The organism is Rhodovulum sp. MB263 (genome assembly GCF_002073975.1).
Lineage (GTDB): Bacteria > Pseudomonadota > Alphaproteobacteria > Rhodobacterales > Rhodobacteraceae > Rhodovulum.
In genome coordinates this window covers 1968217-1991753 of sequence record NZ_CP020384.1, presented here as the reverse complement: position 1 = coordinate 1991753, position 23537 = coordinate 1968217, and the positions used below count along the sequence as shown (strand labels likewise).

The 23537-nt window shown below is 67.2% G+C and carries 22 protein-coding genes; 11 read left to right on the top strand and 11 right to left on the bottom strand.

Annotated features, from left to right (window positions below; translation table 11 throughout):
• Nucleotide 1: 1 nt before the first annotated feature.
• Both tsf and rpsB read right to left on the bottom strand, forming a co-directional pair.
• Nucleotides 2-898: a translation elongation factor Ts gene (gene tsf / locus B5V46_RS09270; RefSeq protein ID WP_080616343.1), complete on the bottom strand. Its 897-nt coding sequence runs from the start codon at nucleotides 896-898 to the stop codon at nucleotides 2-4.
• Between the two features lie 80 nt (nucleotides 899-978).
• Nucleotides 979-1755 (bottom strand): 30S ribosomal protein S2, encoded by a 777-nt coding sequence (gene rpsB / locus B5V46_RS09265; RefSeq protein ID WP_080616342.1) that lies wholly within the window; start codon nucleotides 1753-1755, stop codon nucleotides 979-981.
• Nucleotides 1756-2274: 519 nt separating this feature from the next.
• Between rpsB and B5V46_RS09260 the strand changes: the two genes are divergently transcribed.
• Entirely contained in the window at nucleotides 2275-3051 is a 777-nt protein-coding gene (locus tag B5V46_RS09260; protein ID WP_080616341.1) for a DUF502 domain-containing protein, read from the top strand.
• A 14-nt stretch (nucleotides 3052-3065) separates the two neighbouring features.
• Complete coding sequence (locus tag B5V46_RS09255; protein ID WP_080616340.1) at nucleotides 3066-3680, top strand: LysE/ArgO family amino acid transporter; 615 nt, start codon at nucleotides 3066-3068, stop codon at nucleotides 3678-3680.
• 12 nt (nucleotides 3681-3692) lie between these two features.
• On the opposite strand, the gene B5V46_RS09250 is transcribed toward B5V46_RS09255, so the two are convergent.
• Both B5V46_RS09250 and B5V46_RS09245 read right to left on the bottom strand, forming a co-directional pair.
• Nucleotides 3693-4736: a patatin-like phospholipase family protein gene (locus tag B5V46_RS09250; RefSeq protein WP_080618000.1), complete on the bottom strand. Its 1044-nt coding sequence runs from the start codon at nucleotides 4734-4736 to the stop codon at nucleotides 3693-3695.
• 7 nt (nucleotides 4737-4743) lie between these two features.
• On the bottom strand, nucleotides 4744-5517 hold the full coding sequence (locus tag B5V46_RS09245; RefSeq protein ID WP_080616339.1) for a 3-hydroxybutyrate dehydrogenase: 774 nt from the start codon (nucleotides 5515-5517) through the stop codon (nucleotides 4744-4746).
• A 391-nt stretch (nucleotides 5518-5908) separates the two neighbouring features.
• Between B5V46_RS09245 and B5V46_RS09240 the strand changes: the two genes are divergently transcribed.
• Together B5V46_RS09240 and B5V46_RS09235 are read left to right on the top strand one after the other, a co-directional pair.
• The gene (locus tag B5V46_RS09240) at nucleotides 5909-7741 is read left to right on the top strand and encodes an extracellular solute-binding protein (protein WP_080616338.1); all 1833 of its coding nucleotides are present in this window, start codon (nucleotides 5909-5911) and stop codon (nucleotides 7739-7741) included.
• A gap of 1 nt (nucleotide 7742) precedes the next feature.
• Nucleotides 7743-7856: an entericidin, EcnA/B family gene (locus tag B5V46_RS09235; RefSeq protein WP_080616337.1), complete on the top strand. Its 114-nt coding sequence runs from the start codon at nucleotides 7743-7745 to the stop codon at nucleotides 7854-7856.
• A gap of 93 nt (nucleotides 7857-7949) precedes the next feature.
• On the opposite strand, the gene B5V46_RS09230 is transcribed toward B5V46_RS09235, so the two are convergent.
• On the bottom strand, nucleotides 7950-8573 hold the full coding sequence (locus B5V46_RS09230; protein ID WP_080616336.1) for a helix-turn-helix domain-containing protein: 624 nt from the start codon (nucleotides 8571-8573) through the stop codon (nucleotides 7950-7952).
• A 60-nt stretch (nucleotides 8574-8633) separates the two neighbouring features.
• Here B5V46_RS09230 and B5V46_RS09225 point away from each other — a divergent pair, with 60 nt between their 5' ends.
• From B5V46_RS09225 to B5V46_RS09215, 3 genes are all read left to right on the top strand, one after another.
• Nucleotides 8634-10163, top strand: a complete 1530-nt coding sequence (locus B5V46_RS09225; RefSeq protein ID WP_080616335.1) for a class I adenylate-forming enzyme family protein — start codon at nucleotides 8634-8636, stop codon at nucleotides 10161-10163.
• Entirely contained in the window at nucleotides 10138-10800 is a 663-nt protein-coding gene (locus B5V46_RS09220; protein ID WP_080616334.1) for a DsbA family protein, read from the top strand. The genes B5V46_RS09225 and B5V46_RS09220 overlap by 26 nt, the downstream gene beginning before the upstream one ends.
• A 146-nt stretch (nucleotides 10801-10946) precedes the next feature.
• The gene (locus B5V46_RS09215; RefSeq protein ID WP_080616333.1) at nucleotides 10947-12143 is read left to right on the top strand and encodes a multidrug effflux MFS transporter; all 1197 of its coding nucleotides are present in this window, start codon (nucleotides 10947-10949) and stop codon (nucleotides 12141-12143) included.
• A 9-nt stretch (nucleotides 12144-12152) separates the two neighbouring features.
• Here B5V46_RS09215 and mfd read toward each other — a convergent pair whose 3' ends face one another.
• A complete protein-coding gene (gene mfd / locus B5V46_RS09210) occupies nucleotides 12153-15617 on the bottom strand; it encodes a transcription-repair coupling factor (RefSeq protein ID WP_080616332.1) in 3465 nt (1154 codons plus the stop codon).
• A 70-nt stretch (nucleotides 15618-15687) separates the two neighbouring features.
• Complete coding sequence (locus B5V46_RS09205; protein ID WP_080616331.1) at nucleotides 15688-16209, bottom strand: component of SufBCD complex; 522 nt, start codon at nucleotides 16207-16209, stop codon at nucleotides 15688-15690.
• 118 nt (nucleotides 16210-16327) lie between these two features.
• On the opposite strand from B5V46_RS09205, the gene hemB reads away from it, so the two are divergent.
• From hemB to xth, 3 genes are all read left to right on the top strand, one after another.
• Nucleotides 16328-17329 (top strand): porphobilinogen synthase, encoded by a 1002-nt coding sequence (gene hemB / locus B5V46_RS09200; RefSeq protein WP_080616330.1) that lies wholly within the window; start codon nucleotides 16328-16330, stop codon nucleotides 17327-17329.
• Between the two features lie 173 nt (nucleotides 17330-17502).
• Nucleotides 17503-18078 (top strand): YSC84-related protein, encoded by a 576-nt coding sequence (locus B5V46_RS09195; RefSeq protein ID WP_080616329.1) that lies wholly within the window; start codon nucleotides 17503-17505, stop codon nucleotides 18076-18078.
• Between the two features lie 125 nt (nucleotides 18079-18203).
• On the top strand, nucleotides 18204-18983 hold the full coding sequence (gene xth / locus B5V46_RS09190; protein ID WP_080616328.1) for an exodeoxyribonuclease III: 780 nt from the start codon (nucleotides 18204-18206) through the stop codon (nucleotides 18981-18983).
• Nucleotides 18984-19050: 67 nt separating this feature from the next.
• Here xth and B5V46_RS09185 read toward each other — a convergent pair whose 3' ends face one another.
• Both B5V46_RS09185 and dksA read right to left on the bottom strand, forming a co-directional pair.
• The gene (locus tag B5V46_RS09185) at nucleotides 19051-20235 is read right to left on the bottom strand and encodes an FAD-dependent monooxygenase (protein WP_080616327.1); all 1185 of its coding nucleotides are present in this window, start codon (nucleotides 20233-20235) and stop codon (nucleotides 19051-19053) included.
• A 48-nt stretch (nucleotides 20236-20283) separates the two neighbouring features.
• On the bottom strand, nucleotides 20284-20706 hold the full coding sequence (gene dksA, locus B5V46_RS09180) for an RNA polymerase-binding protein DksA (protein WP_080616326.1): 423 nt from the start codon (nucleotides 20704-20706) through the stop codon (nucleotides 20284-20286).
• A 189-nt stretch (nucleotides 20707-20895) separates the two neighbouring features.
• Between dksA and B5V46_RS09175 the strand changes: the two genes are divergently transcribed.
• The gene (locus tag B5V46_RS09175) at nucleotides 20896-21735 is read left to right on the top strand and encodes a MoxR family ATPase (RefSeq protein ID WP_080617999.1); all 840 of its coding nucleotides are present in this window, start codon (nucleotides 20896-20898) and stop codon (nucleotides 21733-21735) included.
• Nucleotides 21736-21778: 43 nt separating this feature from the next.
• Here the strand turns inward: B5V46_RS09175 and aroB are convergent, their stop codons facing one another.
• Nucleotides 21779-22906: a 3-dehydroquinate synthase gene (gene aroB / locus B5V46_RS09170; protein ID WP_080616325.1), complete on the bottom strand. Its 1128-nt coding sequence runs from the start codon at nucleotides 22904-22906 to the stop codon at nucleotides 21779-21781.
• Nucleotides 22903-23511, bottom strand: a complete 609-nt coding sequence (locus B5V46_RS09165) for a shikimate kinase (protein ID WP_080617998.1) — start codon at nucleotides 23509-23511, stop codon at nucleotides 22903-22905. Before B5V46_RS09165 ends, aroB begins: the two co-directional genes overlap by 4 nt.
• Nucleotides 23512-23537 lie beyond the last annotated feature (26 nt).

Here is a 23537-nt window from a genome sequence, read left to right as displayed (position 1 = left end):
ATCAGCCCTGGACGACCTTCGCCACTTCGGCCGCGAAATCTTCCTCGGCCTTCTCGATGCCTTCGCCGACCTCAAGCCGGACAAAGCCGGTGATGGTGGCGCCGGCGGCCTGGGCCGCGGCCTCGACGGTCAGGTCGGGGTTCACCACGAAAGCCTGACCCATCAGCGTCGATTCCGAGATGAATTTCTTCATCCGGCCGGGAATGATGTTGTTGGTGATCACCGCCTCGGGTTTCGGCTTGGCGGCGGTGGCATTCTCGTCCAGCGCCTTGGCGGTCTGAACCGCAAGTTCCTTCTCGAGCACGGCCGGATCCATATCGGCCTCGGACAGCGCCGCCGGGTTCACCGCGGCGACATGCATCGCCACCTGACGCCCGAAGGCCTCGTCGCCGCCGCTCATTGCGACCAGGACGCCGATCTTGCCCATGCCCTCGGTCGCCGCGTTATGGACGTAGGCCACGACCTGCTCGCCCTCGATCCGGGCCATCCGGCGCAGGGTCATGTTCTCGCCGACGGTGGCGATCTTGTCGGTCAGCGTGTCGGCCACCGACTTGCCGCCGAGATCGGCCGCTTTCAGCGCCTCGAGATCGTCGACGCCAAGCGCCGCCTTGGCGATATCCGAGACCATCGCCTGGAATTCGGCATTCTTGGCAACGAAGTCGGTTTCCGAGTTGACCTCGACCGCGACCCCCTTGCCGCCCTCGACGACGACGGCTACGAGGCCCTCGGCGGCGGTGCGGCCGGATTTCTTGGCGGCCTTGGCCAGCCCCTTGGTACGCAGCCAGTCGATGGCGGCATCCATGTTGCCGTCATTCTCGGTCAGTGCCTTCTTGGCATCCATCATGCCCGCGCCGGTCTTGTCGCGCAGTTCCTTCACCAGTGCAGCGGTGATCGCCATGGTTCGGCTCTCCTCGTAATCCTTGGGTGACCGGGCGGGCTCTAGCCGCGCCCGGTATCAATTCCGTGACGGGGTGAGGCTCAGGCCTCTCCCTCGGCCCGGGCGTCGGCCAGCAGTTCCTCGACCGGCGCCGCTTCCAGCGCACCGAGATCGACGCCGGCGGCATTCATCTGCGCGCTCATGCCGTCAAGCGCGGCACGGCTGACCAGATCGCAGTAAAGCTGGATCGCACGGGCCGCATCGTCATTGCCAGGGATGATGTAGTCCACGCCCTCGGGCGAGCAGTTGGTGTCGACCACGGCGACCACCGGAATGCCCAGCTTGCGGGCTTCGAGGATCGCCAGATCTTCCTTGCGCACGTCGATCACGAACAGAAGGTCCGGCAGACCGCCCATTTCGCGGATGCCGCCCAGAGACGCCTGCAGCTTGATCTGCTCGCGCTCCATGTGCAGCCGTTCCTTCTTGGTCAGGCCCTCGGCGCCGGCAACCATGCGCTCGTCGATCTCGTTCAGACGCTTGATCGACTGCGAGACGGTCTTCCAGTTGGTCAGCGTGCCGCCGAGCCAGCGGTGGTTCATGTAGTATTGCGCGCATTTCTCGGCCGCCTCTGCCACCGATTTCTGCGCCTGCCGCTTGGTGCCGACGAAGAGGATGCGGCCGCCACGCGCCACGGTATCGCGGATCACGTTCAGCGCCTGGTCCAGCATCGGGACGGTCTGGGTCAGGTCGACGATGTGGATGCCATTGCGGTCGCCATAGATATAGGGCGCCATGCGGGGGTTCCACCGCTGGGTTTGGTGACCGAAGTGAACGCCAGCTTCCAGCAGCTGACGCATGGAGAAATCGGGAAGCGCCATGTCCTTGTCCTTTCCGGTTTGCGCCTGGGCGGGACGTCAAGGGCATATGCCCAACCGGCGGACCGCTGCGGGATGTCTCCCCGCAGGGCCCAGCCCCGCCTGTCGAAGTGAGGCGCCCATACCCTCATTCTTCCCCCTGCACAAGCCCTGCCTCCTGTTCCGGGTGCAAATATACCCCGTTTGTCCGGCGTGCCGGAGCGTCTGCCGGATCCCGGAAAGAAAGAAATGGCGGGCTTTTCCCGATCCTGCACTGATCCTGCCCCGATCCAGCATGATGGTGCCCGCCTCCGGACGTCTCTCCCAGAGGGGCCCGACCTTCCCGCCCCCGACCTTCCCGCACGGACTTCCGTGCAGGATTTCACGCGCAAGGCAAAGCGCCCGGGAAACAGGCAGCTCCGCGCCGCATGCCCGCCATGCCGGGCTCCAGGGTTCCAAATTGGTCCGCAGGCGGACCGGGGCTATTGTCGCGCGGCGGTGCTGCGCCTAGCTAAGGGGCGATAAGGGAGAATCCAGCCAAGCATGTTCGAACCCAAAGATCCCTCCGCCGAACCGGCCGATCCGCAGGACCCGCAACCGCGCAAGTTCTGGCGCGGCGTGCTGGCCAGGCTGCGCAACAACTTTCTGGCCGGTCTGGTGGTGATCGCCCCGGTCGGGCTGACCGTCTGGCTGATCTGGACCGTGACCGGCTGGATCGACGGCTTCGTGCTGCCCTTCGTGCCGCAGAAGTTCCAGCCCGAGCAATATATCGGCATCGATATCCGTGGCCTCGGCGTGATCTTCTTCCTCGTCTTCACGCTTGTCGTCGGCTGGATGGCCAAGGGCATGATCGGACGTTCGTTCATCGGCTGGGGCGAGCGGGTCGTGGGCCAGATGCCGGTGATCCGCTCGGTCTATAACGGGCTCAAGCAGATCGCCGAGACCGTCTTCGCCCAGACCGAGACCAGTTTCGACCGCGTCGTCCTGATTCAGTATCCGCGACCGGGGCTCTGGGCCATCGCCTTCGTCTCGACCAATGCCAAGGGCGAGATCCGGCGGCTGGTCCCGGCCGATGACCCGATCCTGTCGGTGTTCCTGCCGACCACGCCCAACCCGACCTCGGGCTTTCTTCTCTTCGTGCCGCAGAGCGAGGTGATCGAGCTTGAGATGAGCGTCGAGGAAGCCGCCAAGATGGTGATCTCGGCCGGGCTCGTCTCGCCCGAGGACCCGCAGGTTCTGGCCGCCGCAGCAGCTGCTGCTCCGCGCGCGCTGCAGCAGGCGACACGGCGAACGCGCGATCGCGAGAAGATCGGCGCCTGATCCGAGATGGAACGATGACCTTGCTGGCCCCGGCGCTGACCGGTTTCGCGACCTCGCTGTCTCTCATTCTGGCGATCGGCGCGCAGAACGCCTTCGTCCTGCGTCAGGGGTTGCTGCAATCGCATGTCTTCGTGCTGTGCCTGTTCTGCGCGCTGTCGGATGCGCTTCTGATCTCGGCCGGCGTCGCCGGCTTCGGGGCCATCACCGGCGCCCTGCCCTGGCTGCCCGGGGCGCTGACGCTGGGCGGCGCGGCCTTCCTGATCGTCTATGGCTTGCTTCGCGCCCGCGCGGCGCTGAAAGGCGGACACCGGCTCGAGGCCAGCGGCCGCTCGGGCGCGGTCTGGACGGTGCTCGGGACAGCGGCGGCCCTGACCTGGCTCAACCCGCATGTCTATCTCGACACGCTGGGCCTGATCGGCGCGATCTCGACCGAGTTCGGCCCCGGCGGGCCGCGGCTTGCCTTCGGCCTCGGGGCCGTCGCCGCCTCGTTCTGCTTCTTCTTCGCGCTCGGCTATGGTGCGCGGCTTCTGGCTCCCGCCATGGCGCGCCCCCTCGCCTGGCGGCTGCTCGACGGGCTGATCGCGGTGGTGATGTGGGCCATCGCCGCGCGGCTGCTGCTGGGAAGCTGAGCCGGTCCCGGCTCAGCCATCCGCACAGATCCGCCTGAGATCGACGCTGCTGGCCTTCTGCAGGTTGGGCTTGACCTCGCACAGGAAGCGCTCGGCCGCCGCCTGACCGGCCGCCTTGAGTTCGGCCAGAACGATCGGGCTCGGCATCAGCTTGGTGACGATGTTGAGGCTGTTCATCAGCCGGTCATCCGAGATCATGTGAATGCGCGGCAGCTTCAGCGGGCCGGGATCGATCCGGCCTTCGTCGATAAGCTCCTGAAGCTGCGAGATCGACCGCAACTCGCGCAAGAGCGAAGAGTTGAAGCTGATCTCGTTGATGCGGTTCTGGATGTCCTGCGGCGTGGTCGGGACCTCGTCGCGTTCCATCGGGTTGATCGACACCACGACGATATCCTCGGGCAGTTCCGGTGCGAAGAGCGGAAAGAGCGCCGGGTTGCCGGTATAGCCGCCATCCCAATAGGCCTCGGTCCGGCCAGTCGCGGGGTCGTCGATCTCGACCGCCTGGAACAGGGTCGGCAGGCAGGCCGAGGCCAGCAGAACGTCGCTGTTGATCTCGTCGCCCTTGAAGATCCGCACCTTGCCGGTCCGCACATTGGTGGCGCCGACGAACAGAAGCGGCTCGGCCCGGGCGCAGACGCGCCCGAAATCCAGCCGGCGCACGACCCGCTCCAGCGGGTTGCGATAGAACGGCCCCAGCGCATAGGGGCTGACCGAGCGGCTGGCGGCGTCGATCAGCGAGACCGGCATCGCCTGTTCCATGAATTGCGCCACCGCGCCCGCGCCGGGCAGGAAGGCCGCCATCCAGCTGGTCAGCCGCATGTCGCCGACCGCGCCGACCTGTTGCCAGAACCAGTCGAGTGTCTCGCGCGCGGTCTGATGTCCGCCGGAAACGAGCCCGGCCTTGACCGCCGCACCGTTCATCGCGCCGGCCGAGGCGCCCGAGATCGCGGCGATCTCGATCTCGGGGTCCTGCAGCAGCCGGTCGAGGACGCCCCAGGTGAAGGCGCCATGCGCGCCCCCGCCCTGCAGCGCCAGATTGATGCGCCGGGTTGTCATCGCCGGCTCACAGCGCGGTCCAGCCGCCATCGACACTGATCGTCGTGCCGGTGATCTGTTTCGCCGCATCCGAACAGAGGAACACGGCCGTGCCGCCGATCTCTTCGACGGTCGCGAATTCCTTCGAGGGCTGGCGATCCAGCATCACCTCGCGGATCACCGTCTCGCGGTCCATGTCATGCGTCTTCATCTGATCGGGGATCTGCGCCTCGACCAGCGGCGTCAGCACATAGCCCGGACAGATCGCGTTGCAGGTGATGGGCTCTTCGGCGGTCTCGAGCGCGGTGACCTTGGTGAAGCCCACGATGCCGTGCTTGGCCGCGACATAGGCGCTCTTGAAGGGGCTCGCGGTCAGGCCATGGGCCGAGGCGATGTTGACGATCCGTCCCCAGCCCGCCTTGCGCATCATCGGCAGCGCCGCGGCGGTGGTGTGGAAGGCCGAGCTGAGATTGATGGCAAGGATCGCGTCCCATTTCTCGACCGGAAATTCCTCGATCCGGGCGACATGCTGGATGCCCGCATTGTTGACCAGGACATCGCAGGCCCCGGCGCTCTCGATCAGCGCACGGCACTCCTCGCCCTTCGACATGTCGGCCTTGATGTAGCGGACCTTCACCCCGTGCTGTGCGGCCATGTCTTCGGCCAGCTTGTGATCCTCGTCACGGTCGGTGAACGAGTTCAGAACGACATCGGCCCCGGCCCGGGCCAGCTCATGCGCGACACCAAGCCCGATGCCCGAATTCGAGCCGGTGACGATGGCGACTTTTCCGGAAAGCGACATGGAAAACCTCTTTCGTGAATGCAGTTGCAGAAATCCTATATGGCGCATGGCTGCCGCGATAGCAGGAAACACACGGCATCGGGAGCCAACGTGAATTGGGTGTGCCCTGCGCGGGCTGTAGTCATTTCCCGCCCGGCCATCGGGCCGGATGAGTCTCACATTGGAAATGCGACTGCCGCGCAAAGAAAAAAACGCCCGCACGAAGCGGGCGTTAAGTTATTGAGGCAGGTTTCATACAGGCAAGAAACCTATCGAGCAGTGCCCTCTTTATACGCAATCTCGCGCCGAGGTCCAAGCTAAAAGTTTGAAAAGCCAAAGCGCTCCGCGTAGGGTCCGACGCAAAGAAAACAAGGCCCGGAACAAGGCCAGCCGGAAACGAGGCCCGAGCCCCATGACAGCCATCCACCAGCGCGCAGCCCGAGCCGCGGGAATCGCGTTTACTATGATTCTCTCCACGATTCTCTCTGCCGGGCAGACCCCCGCCGGGCCCCCTGCCCATGGCATCGCCATGTATGGCGCACCGGCCCTGCCACCCGATTTTGCGTCCCTGCCCTATGTCAATCCCGACGCCCCCAGGGGCGGCCGGATCGTGCTGGGCGAGACCGGCAGCTTCGACAGCCTCAATCCCTTCATCCTGAAAGGCACCCCGCCCTGGGCGCTGGCGCATGAAAGCTATGAAAGCCTCCTGGGCCGGTCCTGGGACGAACCCTTCACGCTTTACGGCCTGCTTGCCGAAACCGTCGAGACCGGCCCGGATCGGAACTGGGTCGAATTCACCCTGCGCCCCGGGGCGCGGTTCTCGGATGGCAGCCCGGTCACGGTCGAGGATGTGCTCTGGTCGGTCGAGACGCTGGGCCGGATCGGCCATCCGCGGTATCGCAACGGCCATGACAAGATCGCCCGGGCCGAGGCGGTGGGGCCGCGCCGCGTCCGCTTCACCTTCAACGCGCCCGACCGCGAACTGCCCTTGATCCTCGGGCTCAAGCCGATCCTGAAGAAGGCGCAATGGCAGGGCCGCGACTTCGCGCAAAGCGGGCTGGAGCCCCCGATCGGCAGCGGGCCCTATGTGATCGCCTCGGCCGAGCCCGGGCGCCAGGTCACGCTCAGGCGCAACCCCGACTACTGGGGCCGCGATCTGCCCTTCAACCGCGGCCAGCACAATTTCGACGAGATCCGCCACGACTATTACGCCGACGGCGCGGCGCTGTTCTCGGCGCTGAAGGCGGGCGAGGTCGATGTCTTCCGCGAGACCAACGAGGCCAAGTGGCAGACCGCCTACGACTTTCCGGCGATCCGCTCGGGCGCGATCCTGCGTGCCGACATCCCGCATGGACGGCCCTCGGGCATTGCCGGGCTGGCGATGAACACACGCCGCGCGCTTTTCTCCGACTGGCGGGTGCGCGATGCGATGGTGCTGGCCTTCAACTTCGAGTTCATCAACCAGACCATGACCGGCAGCGCCCTGCCCCGGATCACCTCGTATTTCTCGAATTCCGAACTCGGCATGCGGCCCGGCCCGGCCGAGGGCAAGGTGCGCGCGCTGCTCGCCCCCTTTGCCGATACGCTCCTGCCCGGCGCGCTCGAGGGCTATGCCCTGCCGGTCTCGGACGGACGGCCGCAGAACCGGCGGAACCTGCGCGCGGCCCTCGAGCGGCTGGCAGAGGCGGGCTGGAGGGTCGGCCGCGACGGGGTTTTGCGCAATGCCGAGGGCCGGCCCTTCCGCTTCGAGATCCTGCTGCCGCAGGGGGCGACGGACAGCACGCGGATCGTCACGCTCTTTGCCGATGCGTTGCAGCGTCTTGGCGCCGAGGTCCGCGTGACCGAGGTCGATACCGCGCAATATGTCCAGCGCACCACCAGCTATGATTTCGACATGACCTTCTACACCCGGGCGCTGTCGCTCTCGCCGGGCAACGAGCAATGGCTCTACTGGGGCTCGGCCGGGGTAGAGGTCCCCGGCACCGGCAACTGGATGGGGATCGACAGCCCTGCCGCCGAGGCGATGATCCGGACCCTGCTGGGCGCGGAGGAGCGCAGCGATTTCGTGGCGGCCGTGCGGGCGCTCGACCGGGTGCTGACGACGGGGCGCTACGTGATCCCGATCTGGTATGCGCCGCAGTCCCATCTTGCCCATTCCGCAAGGCTGCATTACCCGGCCCGCATTCCGGTTTATGGTGACTGGGTCGGCTTCCTGCCGGATGTCTGGTGGTCAGAGGAGAACTGAGATGACACGACTGCTTTTCATCACGCTTGCGCTGGCGCTGGCGAGCTGTTCCACCGTCGAGGGCGTGGGCAAGGACATCTCGGCCGGGGCCCGCACCGTGCGCAACGCGCTCTGAGGGGATGCGGGGGGTCTTGGGGCCCCCACCGAGGCCCCCTTCATCGCCGCGGCAGGGCGAGAACACCTCCGGACCGCCTTGCCGCGCCGCCTCTCACTCGACCGAGGTCACCCAGAGGATCGTCGCATCCTCCTGGCTGATCGAGACCACGTTATGCCCCATCGCCGCGTCGTAATAGGCGCTGTCGCCACGCCGCATGTCCACGGGGGCATAGAACTCGGTATAGAGGCGCACGACCCCGGTCAGCACATAGAGGAATTCCTCGCCCTCATGCCGCACCCAGCCGTCGAACTCGCCGACATCGCGGGCGCGGATCCGGGTCCGGTAGGGCATCATCCGCTTGCGCGCCAGCGCCCCCGCCATCAGCTCGTGCTCGTAGGTGGCAGTGGCATGGGCCGCGCCCTCGCCGGTGCGCGTCACCGCCATCCGCCCGCCCGCCCGGGCGCCGCGCATCGGCGTGAACAGCTGCGGCACGGACACGCCCAGCCCGGTGGCAAGCTTCTTGAGCGCGTCATAGGTCGGCGACATCTGGTCGTTCTCGATCTTCGACAGGGTCGAGCGCGCAAGCCCGGCATGGCGGGCGGCCTGTTCCAGCGTCCAGCCCTTCTCGGTACGCAATTCACGTACCCGACGCCCCAGATCGAGAGGCTCGGCGGCTTGCGCCTCGCTCTCGGCACGGATGATCCGGATCAGGCTATGTTCGCGCTCATCGGCCATGCTCTCGGCTCTTAGTGCTTACCCCTTGCAACCGCAAGGCCGCGCGGCTAGCACCGGGCCATGCATGCGATCTTCGATGAGGGCGCGTCTGCGCCCTGCCCCGCCCCGTTCAACCTGGCCGCATATGTGCTGGCCCCGGCCGCGCTTTCTCCGGAAAAGGTGGCGCTGGCCATCATCGGCCCGCATGGCGCCGAGCGCTGGTCCTATGCCCGGCTCGAAGCGGCCGTGCGCGGTCTGGCCGCGGGCCTTCTGGAAATGGGCCTGCCCGAGGGCGGGCGCGTCCTGCTGCGGCTCGGCAACGGGGTCGAATTCCCGATCGGCTATCTCGCCGCCATCGCCGCAGGGCTGGTGCCGGTGCCGACCTCGGCGATGCTGACCCGGACCGAGATCGGCAAGCTTGCCGCCGAGATCGAGCCCGTGGCGATCCTTGCCGGGCCGAATGTGGCGCTGCCCGACGACTGCCCGGCGCCGGTGCTCGACATAAAGGCCCAGAGGGGCTTCTACGATCATGCGCCCGCCGATTATGTGCAGGGCGCCCCGGACCGGCCGGCCTATATCGTCTACACCTCGGGCAGCTCGGGCCAGCCACGCGGCGTGATCCATGCCCATCGCGCGATCTGGGCGCGGCGAATGATGTGGGAGGGCTGGTACGGGCTCTGCCCCGAGGACCGGCTGCTCCATGCCGGGGCCTTCAACTGGACCTATACGCTTGGCACCGGTCTTCTCGACCCCTGGACCATCGGCGCGACCGCGCTGATCCCGGCGCCGGGGGTGCTGCCGGGCGAGCTGCCGCTTCTGCTGCGCCGCTTCGATGCGACGCTCTTTGCCGCCGCGCCGGGCGTCTACCGCCAGATGCTGAAAAAGCATCCGCAGATCGTGCTGCCGAAGCTGCGCCACGGGCTGTCCGCGGGCGAGAAGATGCCCGAAGCCACCCGCGCCGCCTGGCGCGAGGCGACCGGCACCTTCGTCTATGAGGCACTCGGCATGTCCGAATGCTCGACCTTCGTCTCGGGCAGCCCCGCGCGGCCCGCCCCGCTTCCCGCCTCGGGCTATCCGCAGGCCGGGCGCCGCATCGCCGTTCTGGGCCCCGACAATACCCCCGTCGCGCGCGGCGAGCCGGGCCAGCTGGCGGTCTCGAACCGCGATCCGGGGCTGATGCTGGGCTATCTCAAGGCCGAGGCCGAGACCCGTGCGCGCTTCGAGGGCGAATGGTTCCTGACCGGCGACATGGTCGAGATGGCCGAGGACGGCGCCATCACCTATCTGGGGCGCGGCGACGACATGCTGAATGCGGGCGGGGTCCGGGTCTCGCCGCTCGAGGTCGAACGCGCGCTGATGGAGCATCCCGAGATCCACGAGGTCGCCGCGACCGAGATCGCGGTCAAGGCCGACACCACCGTCATCGCCGCCTTCTATACCGGCACGCCGCAGGACGAGGCCGGGCTTGCCGCCTTTGCCGCCGAGCGGCTGGCCCGCTACAAGCAGCCCCGGCTATACATCCATCTCGACGCGTTGCCGAAGACCCCGAACGGCAAGCTGAACCGCCGCCTGATCCGGCAGACCCATGAGGCTGCGCTTGGTCCGGCTTGACATCTTCGCCGACCCGATCTGCCCCTGGTGCCTGATCGGCAAGCGGCTTCTGGACGCGGCCCTGGCCGAGCGGCCCGACCATCCCTTCACCATCGCCTGGCAGCCGTTCCAGCTGAACCCCGAGATGCCGCGCGCGGGCATGGACAGGCGCAGCTATCTCGAGGCCAAGTTCGGCGGCCAGACCGGGGCCGTCCGAGCCTATGCCGAGATCGACCGGCACGCCCGCGCCGCCGGGATCGCGCTCGACCTTGGCGCCATCGCCCGCACGCCGAACACGCTCGATGCGCAGCGGCTGATGCACTGGGCCGGGATAGAGCATCGTCAGCCCGCAGTCGTCGAGGCGCTGTTCCAGGCCTATTTCATCGACGGACGCGATATCGGCGATGGGGCGGTGCTGGCCGATCTCGCGGCCTCGGCCGGGCTCGACGGCGCGCTGGTGGCGCGGCTCCTGGACAGCGATGCCGATCTCGACGGGATCCGCGAGCGCGACGCTCATGCCCGTTCCCGCGGCGTGACCGGGGCGCCGACCTTCATCCTCGCCGATACCCATGTGCTGGTCGGGGCGCAGCCGACCGCGCTCTGGCTGCAGGTCATTGCCGAACTGGTCGGCGAGGCCCCGAAGGCAGGTCTTCAATAGCTCCTCCGGAGGCCAGGGCCGCCTTGTGCGGCACCGCACAGCCTGGGTGCCTTGTCCGGACCGACCGGATGGTCTAGGGCACTGCCTTCGGCGTCGCGCTCCCCGGCGCCCGTGCCGATGCCTCCCGTTCTACGAAAGGACCTGCCATGGCCTCAAGGCGTCTCTCGCGTGTAGAATTCGTCGCCATGACGGCCCTGCTCTTCGCCACGGTCGCCTTCTCGATCGACGCGATGCTGCCCGCGCTGCCCGAAATCGGCGCCGAACTGACCCCGGACAACCTGAACAAGGCGCAATTCGTGGTCACGAGCTTCATGCTGGGCATGGGGGCGGGCACGCTGATCATGGGGCCGCTCTCGGACTGTTTCGGACGCAAGCCGGTGATCCTCGGCACCGCCACCGCCTACATGCTGGGCGCGGCCATTGCCGGGCTCGGGCAAAGCCTCGAATGGCTGCTGATCGGCCGCGTGATCCAGGGCTTTGGCGCGGCGGGGGTGCGGGTGGTGGCGCTGGCCGTGGTGCGCGACCTCTATTCGGGCCGCGACATGGCCAAGATCGTCTCCTTCGTGATGACCATCTTCACACTTCTGCCCGCACTCGCCCCCTCGATCGGGGCGGTGGTGATGGCGGGCTTCGGCTGGCGCGGCATCTTCGGCTCGTTCCTCGTCTTCTCGCTGACCTCGATGGGCTGGTTCGCCTTCCGCCAGGCCGAGACCCTGGCGCCGGAAAACCGCCGCCCGATGCGCCCCGGCCCGCTTCTGGCCGCTGCGCGCGAGGTGGTGACCTCGCCGGTCGCGCGGAGCGCGACGCTGGTGCAGACCTTCATCTTCGCCGGGTTCTTCGGCTTCCTGACCTCGACCCAGCAGATCTACGACATCTATTTCGACCGCGCCGACAGCTTCCCTCTCTGGTTCGGGGTGGTCGCGCTCTGCGCCGGATCGGCGAGCTTTCTCAACGGCATGCTGGTCGGACGGCTGGGCATGCGCTTCATGATCCGCACCGCGCTGATGAGCCAATTCCTGCTGTCGGGGCTGATGATGGCCGCATTCTGGCTGCACCTGCTACCGGGCTGGGCCGAGTTTCCGGCCTTTCTGCTGTGGTCGATCACCTTCTTCGGGATGAACGCGCTGACCATCGGCAACCTGAACGCGCTGGCGATGGAGCCGCTCGGCCATGTCGCGGGCATGGCGGCCTCGATCATCGGGGCCTTCGCGACCGTGGTCTCGGCGCTGCTGGCCTCGCCGATCGGGCTGCTCTTCGATGGCACGCCCCAGCCGCTGACCGTCGGCTGCTTTCTCTCGGTCGGCGTGGCGCTGGCGGTGATGCTGACGGTGCCCAAGCGCTAGGCGCGCCGGTCAGGCGGTTTCGCGCAGCTTGTCCGCCAGGTCGCGGGCGATGGCGAAGGCACCCTTGATCTTGTCGCTGTCCTTCTTCCAGTCGCGGCGCAGGATGATCTTGTTGTCCTTGACCCTGGCCAGCCCCTGCTGGTCCTGGATGAAGGCCACAAGCCCTGCCGGATTGGCGAATTTGTCATTGTGAAACTGCACCGTGGCGCCCTTGGGCCCGCCATCGAGCCGGGCGATGCCCGCACGCTTGCACATCGCCTTGATGCGCACGACCAGCAGAAGCGTGTTGACCTCTTTCGGCAGCTTGCCGAAGCGGTCGATCAGCTCGGCCGCGAAACCTTCCAGCTCGACCTTGGTCGAGAGCGTCGAGAGCCGCCGGTACAGCCCCAGCCGCACGTCGAGATCGGGGACGTAATCGTCGGGGATCAGCACCGGCACGCCCAGATTGATCTGGGGCGACCAGTCGCTGTCGGTATCCGTCATGCCCTCCAGCTCGCCCGACCTGATCTTGGCGATCGCCTCTTCCAGCATCGACTGGTAAAGCTCGAAGCCGACCTCGCGGACATGGCCCGACTGTTCCTCGCCGATCAAGTTGCCGGCGCCGCGGATGTCGAGATCCTGTGAGGCCAGCGTGAAGCCCGCCCCCAGCGTGTCGAGCGAGCCCAACACGCGCAGCCGTTTCTGCGCCTGCGCCGTCAGGGGCGCGCGGGGCTTCGTCGTGAGATAGGCATAGGCGCGCGCCTTCGAGCGCCCGACCCGGCCCCGGATCTGGTACAGCTGCGCCAGCCCGAACATGTCGGCGCGGTGCACGATCATCGTGTTCGCGGTCGGGATGTCGAGCCCGGATTCCACGATGGTCGTGGCCAGCAGCACGTCATATTTGCCGTCGTAGAAGGCATTCATCCGCTCGTCGAGATCGCCCGCCGCCAACTGGCCATGGGCGGTGATGAAGCTGACCTCGGGAACCTGCTCGCGCAGGAAATGCTCCATGTCGGGCAGGTCCCTGACGCGGGGCACCACGAAGAAGCTCTGCCCGCCGCGATAATGTTCGCGCAGCAGCGCCTCGCGGATGGTGACGGTATCGAATTCGCTGACATAGGTCCGGATCGACAGCCGGTCGACGGGCGGCGTGCCGATGATCGAGAGATCGCGCACGCCGGTCAGGCTCATCTGCAGGGTGCGCGGGATCGGGGTCGCGGTCAGGGTCAGCACATGCACATCCGAGCGCATCTGCTTCAGCCTCTCCTTGTGGGCGACGCCGAAATGCTGTTCCTCGTCGATGATCAGCAGGCCCAGATTGCGGAACTTCACGCTCTTGGCCAGAAGCGCATGGGTGCCGATGCAGATATCGACCGTGCCCTCGGCCAGCCCCGCGCGTGTCGCGGCGGCCTCCCTGGCGGGCACGAAGCGCGAGAGCTGCCGGACCTCGACCGGGAAGCCCCGGAACCGCTCGGCAAAGCCCTTGGCATGCTGGCGCGCCAGCAGCGTCGTCGGCGCCACCACCGCGACCTGCACGCCCGACATCGCCGCGACGAAGGCCGCGCGCATCGCGACCTCGGTCTTGCCGAAGCCCACATCGCCGCAGATCAGCCGGTCCATCGGCGTGCCCGAGGCCATGTCGGTCAGCACGTCCTCGATCGCGGCCAGCTGGTCGTCGGTCTCCTGATAGGGGAAGCGCGCAGAGAACGCCTCCCACATGTGATGACCGGGCTCCAGGATCGGGGCATGGCGCAGCACACGCTCGGCCGCGACCCGGATCAGCTTGTCGGCCATCTCGCGGATGCGTTCCTTGAGCCTGGCCTTGCGCGCCTGCCAGGCGCCGCCGCCCAGCCGGTCGAGCAGCCCCTCGTCATGGCCATAGCGGCTGAGCAGCTCGATATTCTCGACCGGGACGTAAAGCTTGCCATCCTCGGCATAGACCAGAAGCAGGAATTCATGCGGCGCGCCGGGCTTGCCGGTGGCCGGGTCGGGCACCGCCACGGTCTCGAGCCCCATGTAGCGGCCGACCCCGTGCTCGACATGCACGACCAGATCGCCGGGCGAGAGCGACTGCGTCTCGGTCAGGAAATTCTCGGCCCGGCGGCGCTTTTTCGGACCGCGGATCAGCCGCTCGCCCAGCACGTCCTGTTCCGAGATGACGGTCAGCCCCGGCCCCTCGAAACCATGTTCGAGCGCCCAGACCGCCAGATGCAGCCCGCGTGCCCCGGTCACCTCGCGAATATCCGAGACCAGCGTCGCGTCGGTCAGCTCCTCGTCTTCGAGCAAGCCCTTCAGCCGCTCGCGCGCGCCCTCTGAATAGGAGGCAACCACGACCGCGCCCTCTTCGCGCCGCGCCTGGATATGATCCTTCAAGGCGCTGAAAAGACTGACTTGTTCCAGCTTGCGCTCGGGCGCGAAATTGCGCCCGATACGGCCGCCCGCATCGATCACGCCCGGGCCCAGACCCTGCGGCAGCGGGGCCAGCTGCACCAGCCGGCGATCGGCCAGGGCAGCCTCCCAGGCGGCGTCGTCAAGATACATCAGGCCCGGCGGACAGGGCTTGTAGACCGTGTCGATCCGGCCCTTCTGCGCCATCGCCTCGCGCCGGTTCTGGTACTGGTCCTCGATGGTCTCCCAGCGCGCCAGCCGCGCAGGCGTCACCTGATCGTCGAGATAGACCGCGGCCTCCGGCAGATAGTCGAAAAGCGTCTCGAGCCGGTCATGGAAGAAGGGCAGCCAGTGCTCGACGCCCGCATGCTTGCGCCCCGCGCTCACCGCCTCGTAAAGCGGGTCATCGGTGCCCGCCGCGCCGAATTCGATCCGGTAATTCTGCCGGAAGCGGGTGATCGCGGCCTCGTCCAGAATGACCTCCGAGACCGGCGCCAGTTCGACCGATTTCAGTTTCTCGGTGGTGCGCTGGGTCGCCGGATCGAAGCGGCGCGCGCCGTCGAGCACATCGCCGAAGAGATCGAGCCGCACCGGCCCGGCCTCGCCCGGCGGATAGATATCGACGATGCCGCCCCGGATCGCGTAATCGCCGGGTTCCATCACCGTCGGCGCCTGGGTGAACCCCATCCGGACGAGAAAGGCCCTCAGCGCCGCCTCGTCGATCTGCATGCCGACCCGCGCGGTGAAGGAGGCCCCCTGCAACAGCGCGCGTGCGGGTACCCTCTGGGTCGCGGCATTCAGCGTGGTCAGCAGGATAAAGGGGCCGGACAGCCCCGCGGCCAGCCCCGCCAGCGTTGCCATCCGCGCCGCCTCGACATCGGCATTGGGAGAGACCCGGTCATAGGGCAGGCAGTCCCAGGCCGGAAAGTCGAGCACGACCGCCTCGGGCGCGAAGAAGGCCAGCGCCGCGCGCATCGCCGCCAGCCGCTTGTCGTCGCGGGCGACATGAAGGATGGGCCGGCCGCTCCGGGTCAGCTCGCGGGCAAGAAGCCGGGCATCGTACCCTTCGGGGGCGCCGCCGGCGGTGATATGACGCTGCTCTTCCATGAGGGGGTTCAGATACGGGCGCGGGGGCCGGTGTCAACCGCAACCCGCACGGGCCTGCGATCCCGGCCTACTACAGTCCGGTCACAAGCATGTTGATCCACATGCCCCATGTCACGGTGACGAAGACCGAGACGATGCCAATCGCCTGCACCCCCAGCCGGTGCCAGCGCAGCATCCGGTAAAGCGCCTCGCCCTCGGGGCCGCGCGCCGCATAAAGCCGCGCCGTCCTGACCGACCAGAGCCCGACCAGGGTCATCGGCGCGACAAGCAGGAACACGGCCTGGCAGAATTCGACCCGATAGCCGAAGCCAAGGACCGCCAGCATGGTCAGCGCAAAGCCGGTGAAGCCCGCGATCCAGAGCCCGCCCGCAGCGACGAGAGAGAGATAACGCCGCGCGGTGATACCGGCCAGCGTCGCCACATCCTCGGCCGCCTGCCCGCCCTGACGCCCTGCGCGCTGGATCAGACCGAAGGGCACGCCCAGCACCCAGTGGCTTGCGCCCGACCACAGCACGGCCAGCGCGATCCAGTACCACAGATTCGAAAAGGATCGCATGTCGATCAGGTCGAAGAGTTTGACGTAAAGATCCACCCGCCCGCCTTTCCTGCCTCGCCTCCGGCCCGGCCCGCACCTGGGACGATTCCCGCTCTTTCGGCCGAACCCGGTTGGGTGTAACGCAGTCGCAGCAATTGTTGAAGGAGCCCTTGCCATGCGCCCGACCGTCGCCCCCTTCCCTGCCACGCGGCTGCGCCGCACCCGCCGCAGCGCCGCGCTGCGCGCGCTGACCAGCGAGACCACGCTGTCGGTGGGCGACCTGATCTGGCCGATCTTCGTGCGCGCGGGCGAGAATATCGAGGAACCCGTGCCCTCGATGCCGGGCGTGATGCGTCGTTCGGTCGATCTGTCGGTCGAGGCGGTGAAGGAAGCGGCCGCGCTGGGCATCCCGGCGGTCTGTATCTTCCCCTATACCGACGTCTCGCTGAAAACCGAGCTCTGCGAGGAAGCCTGGAACCCAGACAACCTCTCGAACCGGCTGATCCGCGCGATCAAGGCCGAGGTCCCCGAGATCGCGGTGATGACCGATATCGCGCTCGACCCTTACAATGCCAACGGTCATGACGGCATCGTGCGGGACGGCGAGATCGTCAATGACGAGACCGTCGAGGCGCTGGTAAAGATGGCCCTGGCCCAGGCCGATGCGGGGGCCGACATCCTCGGGCCCTCCGACATGATGGACGGCCGGATCGGCGCGATCCGCACCGCTCTCGAGGAAAACGGCCATCAGGGCGTGACCATCATGTCCTATTCGGCGAAATACGCCTCGGCCTTCTACGGCCCGTTCCGCGACGCGGTCGGCGCCTCGGGCGCGCTGACCGGCGACAAGAAGACCTATCAGATGGACCCGGCCAATTCCGACGAGGCGATGCGCCTGATCGAGCGCGACCTGATGGAAGGCGCCGACATGGTGATGGTGAAGCCCGGCATGCCCTATCTCGACATCTGCCGCCGGGTGAAGACCGAATTCGGCGTGCCGACCTATGCCTATCAGGTCTCGGGCGAATACGCGATGCTGATGGCCGCGATCCAGAACGGCTGGCTCGATCATGACAAGGTGATGATGGAAAGCCTGATGGCCTTCAAGCGCGCGGGCTGCGACGGCATCCTGACCTATTTCGCCCCCGCCGCGGCGAAGATCCTGAACGCGCGCTGAAGCCGCGCGCAGGCGCCGTCCGGCCCCACCTCGGTCCGGGGGTCGGCCGGTCGGCGCCGATATGACCGCCAGGACCGCGGTCGCGGCGTCTCGCGTGGTGACAGCTGCCCGGCTGCTCTCTATAGTTTGCGCAAAAGGCCACCAAGGCCACAACAGCATGGGGCACGAGAGCAATGTTCAACGACAAGACCTCCCACCTGATTTCCCGTCGCGGCTTTGTCGTGGCGGCCGGAGCCGCGACGACGCTGGCCGCCTGCGGCAACGGCGTGGGCAGCAATGGCGCGCGCGATCTTGATGCCCGCGTCGACAAGACCCGCGACTACCTGTTCAAGCGCTATCCGGCCACGCGCGATCTGGCGCAGAAGGCGCAGGGCATCCTCTGGATACCGCTGATGACAAAGGCCGGATTCTGGTTCGGCGGGGCCTACGGGCGCGGCGCGCTCCGGATCGACGACATCTCGGTCGACTACTATTCGGCGACCCAGGCAAGTTTCGGGCTGCAGATCGGCGCCCAGCAATATGCCCATGCCCTGTTCTTCATGACCCCCGAGGCGCTCCGCCAGTTCCGCTCGGGCATGGGCTGGTCCGCGGGGGCCGATCTGGAATATGCGGTCACCAACGATGGTGGCATGGTCTCGGCCGATACCATCACCGCGCTCGACCCGGTGATCGCCGTGGTCTTCGGTCAGGCCGGACTGATCTTCGGCGCGACGCTCGAAGGCACCAAATACACCCGCATCATCCCCTGAGCGAAGCCCGCGCGCCGAAGTCCCGCGCGGCCCGCTCCGGCGGGCCGTTTCCGCGTGGACATTCGCGGGAGCGGCAGGGATAGTCGCCCCGGACAGCCGAACCCGAGAGCCGAAGCGGAGGCCCCATGCAGATCGCGACATTCAACATCAACGGCGTCAAGGCGCGCCTGCAGACGGTGCTCGACTGGCTCGACGCGGCCGCGCCCGACGTCGCGCTTCTGCAGGAGATCAAGTCGGTCGACGAGGCCTTTCCCCGCGCGCCCTTCGAGGAGCGTGGCTACAATCTCGAAACCCATGGCCAGAAGGGTTTCAACGGAGTCGCGATCCTGTCGAAATACCCGCTCGAGGATGTCCGGCGCGGGCTGCCCGGCGATGACGGGGACAGCCAGGCGCGCTGGATCGAGGCCACCGTGGTCGACCGCCGCGCGGTCCGGCTCTGCGGGCTCTACCTGCCCAACGGCAACCCGGCGCCGGGACCGAAATACGACTACAAGCTGGCCTGGATGGCGCGGCTCGAGGCCCGCGCGCGGGACCTTCTGGCCTCCGAGGAAGCGATCGTGATGGCGGGCGATTACAACGTCATCCCGCAGGACGAGGATGCCGCCCGGCCCGAGGCCTGGGCGAAGGACGCGCTGGCTTTGCCCGAGACCCGCGCGGCGTTTCGAAGGCTGCTGAACCTCGGCTTCACCGAAGCCTTCCGCGCCCGGGTCGCGGGCCCGGGGCATTACTCGTTCTGGGATTACCAGGCCGGGGCCTGGAACCGGAATGACGGGATTCGCATCGACCACATGCTGCTCAGCCCGCAGGCGGCCGATCTCATGACCGACTGCCGGATCGAGTCCGAGCTTAGGGCGGGCGAGAAGCCCTCCGATCACGTGCCGGTCTGGCTGAGCCTCGACGCCTGAGCCTGGCCCGTCATCCTGTCGCCGCGCCCGCGCGGTCGGGCCGACGGCGGACGGGTCCGGCCGATGCTCAGCTTGCCGCCGGATAGCTCAGCGTGGCGTCGTAACCGTAAAGCCAGTCGAAGCGGCGCAGCGCGACCCCCGGCGCCATGAGCCCGCCGATCCGCAGCGCGGTCTGGGCCGCAAGCCGGAGCGGCGGAAAGCTCAGATGGTAGTTCCGGGCATTGCGCGACGCCATCTCGACGATCCGCTGCGCGCGCGGGCGCCGTTCGGCCTGATAGGAGGCAAAGGCCGCTTCGGGCTCGGCATGCCGCGACAGGGCCGCCGCCAGAACCCAGGCATCCTCCAGCGCCATGTTCGCGCCCTGCGCCATGAAGGGCAGCGTCGGATGCGCGGCATCCCCCAGGATCACCGCCGAGCCGCGATACCAGTGCTCGGCCACCGGATGCCGGAACAGCCCCCAGAGATTGACGCTTTGTACCTGCTCCAGCAGATACGGCACCTCGCCGCCGAAATCGGCAAAGATCGCGCGCATCCTGTCGGGATCTCCGGGAAGGTTCCAGCCTTCCTCGACCCAGGCCTCGCGCTCTTCCACGGCGACGATGTTGATCAGATCGCCGCCGCGCAGCGGGTAATGCACGAGATGCCGCCGTGGACCCATGTGGATATGAGCCTCGGCCGGCACATGGCCCCGCGCCGGAACCAGCGCGCGCCAAGCCACCTGCCCGGTGAAACGCGGCGCTGCGGTCCCGTTCAGGGCCGCCCGCACCACCGAATGCAGGCCATCGGCACCGATCACGATGTCGCTGCTGGCCCGCGCCCCCTGGGCCGTGATCAGGGCGGCACGCGCGCCGTCGAAATCGAGCGTCGTGACCTCGTGCAACAGCCGGATCTGAACCCCCGCCGCCCGGGCCGCCCCGGCAAGCAGGTCAACCAGATCGGCACGATGGACGAAGAAGTAATCCTTCGCCTGCCGCTCGAGGTCGAGCTTCAGAACCGGCGCGCCGTTGCGGAAGTCACGCAGCACCACCGCCCGGGCCCGCCCAGAGCGCTCGGCCAGCGCCTCGGCCAGTCCGAGCGCGCGCAGCACCGCCACTCCGTTGGGGCTGATCTGAAGCCCGGCGCCGACTTCGCGGATCGCATCGGCGCGTTCCAGCACCACCACATCCGCACCCTGACGCGCCAGGGCCGTCGCCACCGCCAGCCCTGCGATGCCAGCCCCGAGAACCGTCACCTTCCGATTGCCCAGAGACATTCCGGCACCTCTTACCCCAGGGCCATCCGGCCCGCACACGCGCCGTCGTCAGTCGTCGCGATGAACCTTTTCACGCCGCTCGTGCCGCTCCTGCGCCTCGAGGCTGAGCGTCGCGATCGGACGGGCGTCGAGCCGCTTGAGAGAGATCGGCTCGCCGGTCTCCTCGCAATAGCCGTATTCGCCCTCTTCGATCCGCCTGAGCGCCGCGTCGATCTTTGCCACCAGCTTGCGCTGCCGGTCCCGGGTCCGCAATTCCAGCGAGCGGTCGGTCTCTTCGCTGGCACGGTCGGCGATGTCGGGAATGTTCCGGCTCGAATCCTGAAGACCTTCGAGCGTCTCCCGGCTTTCGTTCAGAAGATCATTCTTCCAGGCAATGAGTTTGCGGCGGAAATATTCGAGCTGACGCTCGTTCATGAACGGCTCGTCCTCTGCGGGACGGTAATCGTCGGGCAAGAAAACTTCGGCTTTCATCCCTGCTCCTTCTACCGGGCCGGGCGAAACCTGTTTCATCATCATTCTCCCCCGGCGCATCTGGGCTCGCGTTTAGACCAATCGCCGTATCGTGTCACGAGGTTTGTGGTCCCTTACATGCCGCTTGAAGCTTTGTGAAGGGGCGCTATGGTCGCCCCCGATTTCAATGTATTGAAAGGCGGAATTGCGATGAAATTCGGCTCTACCGACGCCTATGTCGCCGCAGACGACCTCTCTGTCGCCGTGAATGCCGCAGTCACGCTCGAACGTCCGTTGCTGGTGAAAGGAGAGCCGGGCACCGGCAAGACAGAGCTGGCAAGGCAGGTTGCACAATCCCTGAGCATGCCGTTGATCGAGTGGCACATCAAGTCCACGACCCGCGCCCAGCAGGGCCTGTACGAATACGATGCGGTGAGTCGGCTGCGCGACAGCCAGCTTGGCGACGAACGCGTGCATGACGTCGGCAACTACATCCGCCGCGGCAAGCTCTGGCAGGCCTTTGCAGCCTCCGGTCGTGTCGTGCTGCTGATCGACGAAATCGACAAGGCGGACATAGAATTTCCGAACGATCTTTTGCAGGAACTCGACCGGATGGAGTTTCATGTCTACGAGACAGGCGAAACCGTGAAAGCGCTGGAACGTCCGGTTGTCATAATTACGTCGAATAACGAAAAGGAATTGCCCGACGCATTCCTGCGCCGCTGTTTCTTCCACTATATCCGTTTCCCCGATCTCGACACGATGAAGAAGATCGTCGAGGTCCATCACCCGGGGATAAAGCAGGAGCTCCTGCATGTCGCCCTGACCCGCTTCTACGAGATCCGCGAGACCGACGGGCTGAAGAAACGGCCCTCGACCTCTGAGGTGCTCGACTGGCTCAAGCTCTTGCTGGCCGAGGACATGAGGCCCGAGGATCTGCGCAAGGACGGCCGCTCGGCGCTGCCGAAGCTGCATGGCGCGCTGCTGAAGAACGAGCAGGATGTGCAGCTGTTCGAACGGCTCGCCTTCATGGCGCGGCGCGGGGGCTGAACGCCCGCGCCGCGCCCCGGTTCTCAGACGTCGGCGAAGGGCCTCAGCGCCCGCCCCCGAGACCGGCCAGCGCGTCGTCGAGAAGGCCGCGAAGCTCTCCTGCATCGACCTCGGTCGCGACGAAGGCCGCGCCGATCCCGCGGGCCAGGACGAAGCGCAGCTTTCCGTCCAGCACCTTCTTGTCCTGCGCCATCAGCGCGATCAGCCCGTCCGCATCGGGCAGATCGCCCGGAATGTCGGCCAGATCCTTCTTCATCCCCATCGCGTCGAGATGGGCACGCACCCGGCTCGGATCCTCCTGCGAACAAAGCCCCATCCGGGCCGACAGCTCGAAGGCCAGCGCACAGCCGATGGCGACGCCCTCGCCATGCAGAAGCCGGTCGGAATAGCCGGTCGCGGCCTCCAGCGCATGGCCGAAGGTGTGGCCGAGGTTCAGCAGCGCGCGGTCGCCCTGCTCGGTCTCGTCGCGTTCGACGATCCGTGCCTTCGCCTCGCAGGAGCGTTTCACCGCCGCGATCCGGGCCGCGACATCGCCCGCCGCCAGCGCCGGGCCCTGGGCCTCGAGCCAGTCGAAGAATTCCGCATCGCCCAGAAGCCCGTATTTCACCACCTCGCCATAGCCAGCGAGGAAATCGCGCGGCGCCAGCGTGCCCAGAACGCCGGTATCGGCCAGGACCAGCGAGGGCTGGTGAAAGGCGCCGATCAGGTTCTTGCCGCGGGCCGAGTTGATGCCGGTCTTTCCCCCGACCGAGCTGTCGACCTGGGCCAGAAGCGTCGTCGGCACCTGCATGAAACGCACGCCCCGGCGCAGCACGGCGGCGGCAAAGCCCGCCAGATCGCCGATCACCCCGCCGCCAAGCGCAACGACGATATCGCTCCGCTCGACCTTCTCTTCGATCAGCCATTCGACGGCGCGACCGAACTGGGCCCAGCATTTCGTCGCCTCGCCCGCGGGCAGCGCCAGCGCCGGCGCCTCGATAGGCCCGAGCCCGGCGCGGAACGCCTCGAGATGAAGCCCCGCCACGGTCTCGTCGGTCAGGATCGCCACGCGCGGGCGCCGCAGCAAGGGCCCGATCTCGGCCCCGGCCCGGGCCAGAAGCCCCTCGCCGATGCGGATGTCATACTCGCGCCCCGGCAGGGCCACATGCACCGTTTCGATCGTCTCGCTCACGCCGCCTCCAACACATCGGGCCGGGTCTTCAGCGCCTCGATCACGCGCCCGGCCATGTCCTCGACCGAATAGCCCGGATCGGCGCGGACGGCCAGATCGGCCTGCGCATAGACGGGGCGGCGTTCATGGTAAAACTCCGCCAGCGTGCCGTAGGGGTCCGGGGTGCGCAAAAGCGGCCGGGTGTCCTTGTGCCGCACCCGCTGCCACAGCAGATCGAGGCCTGCATCGAGCCAGACCGAGACCCCCAGATCGGAAATGGCCGCGCGGTTCGCAGCCCCCATGAAGGCGCCGCCGCCGGTCGACAACACCCCCGGTGCGGCGCGCAGAAGCCGCGTGATCACCTCGGCCTCGCGGGCCCGGAAGAAGGCCTCGCCATCGCGGGCGAAGATCTCGGGAATCGTCATGTTGGCGGCTTTCACGATCTCGGCGTCGGAATCGAGAAAAGGCACGTCGAGCCGCCGCGCCAGGGCACTGCCGACCGCCGTCTTTCCTGCTCCCATCAGCCCGACCAGAACCACTGTCTTCTTCAGCTTTGTGCCCACCTGGGCAACCTCCCGCCACTGCTGTCGATTTCTGTCCCTGAATGGCGTGAACTCCGGAGAAATGCCAGTTATAATCGGGTCCAAGCGGG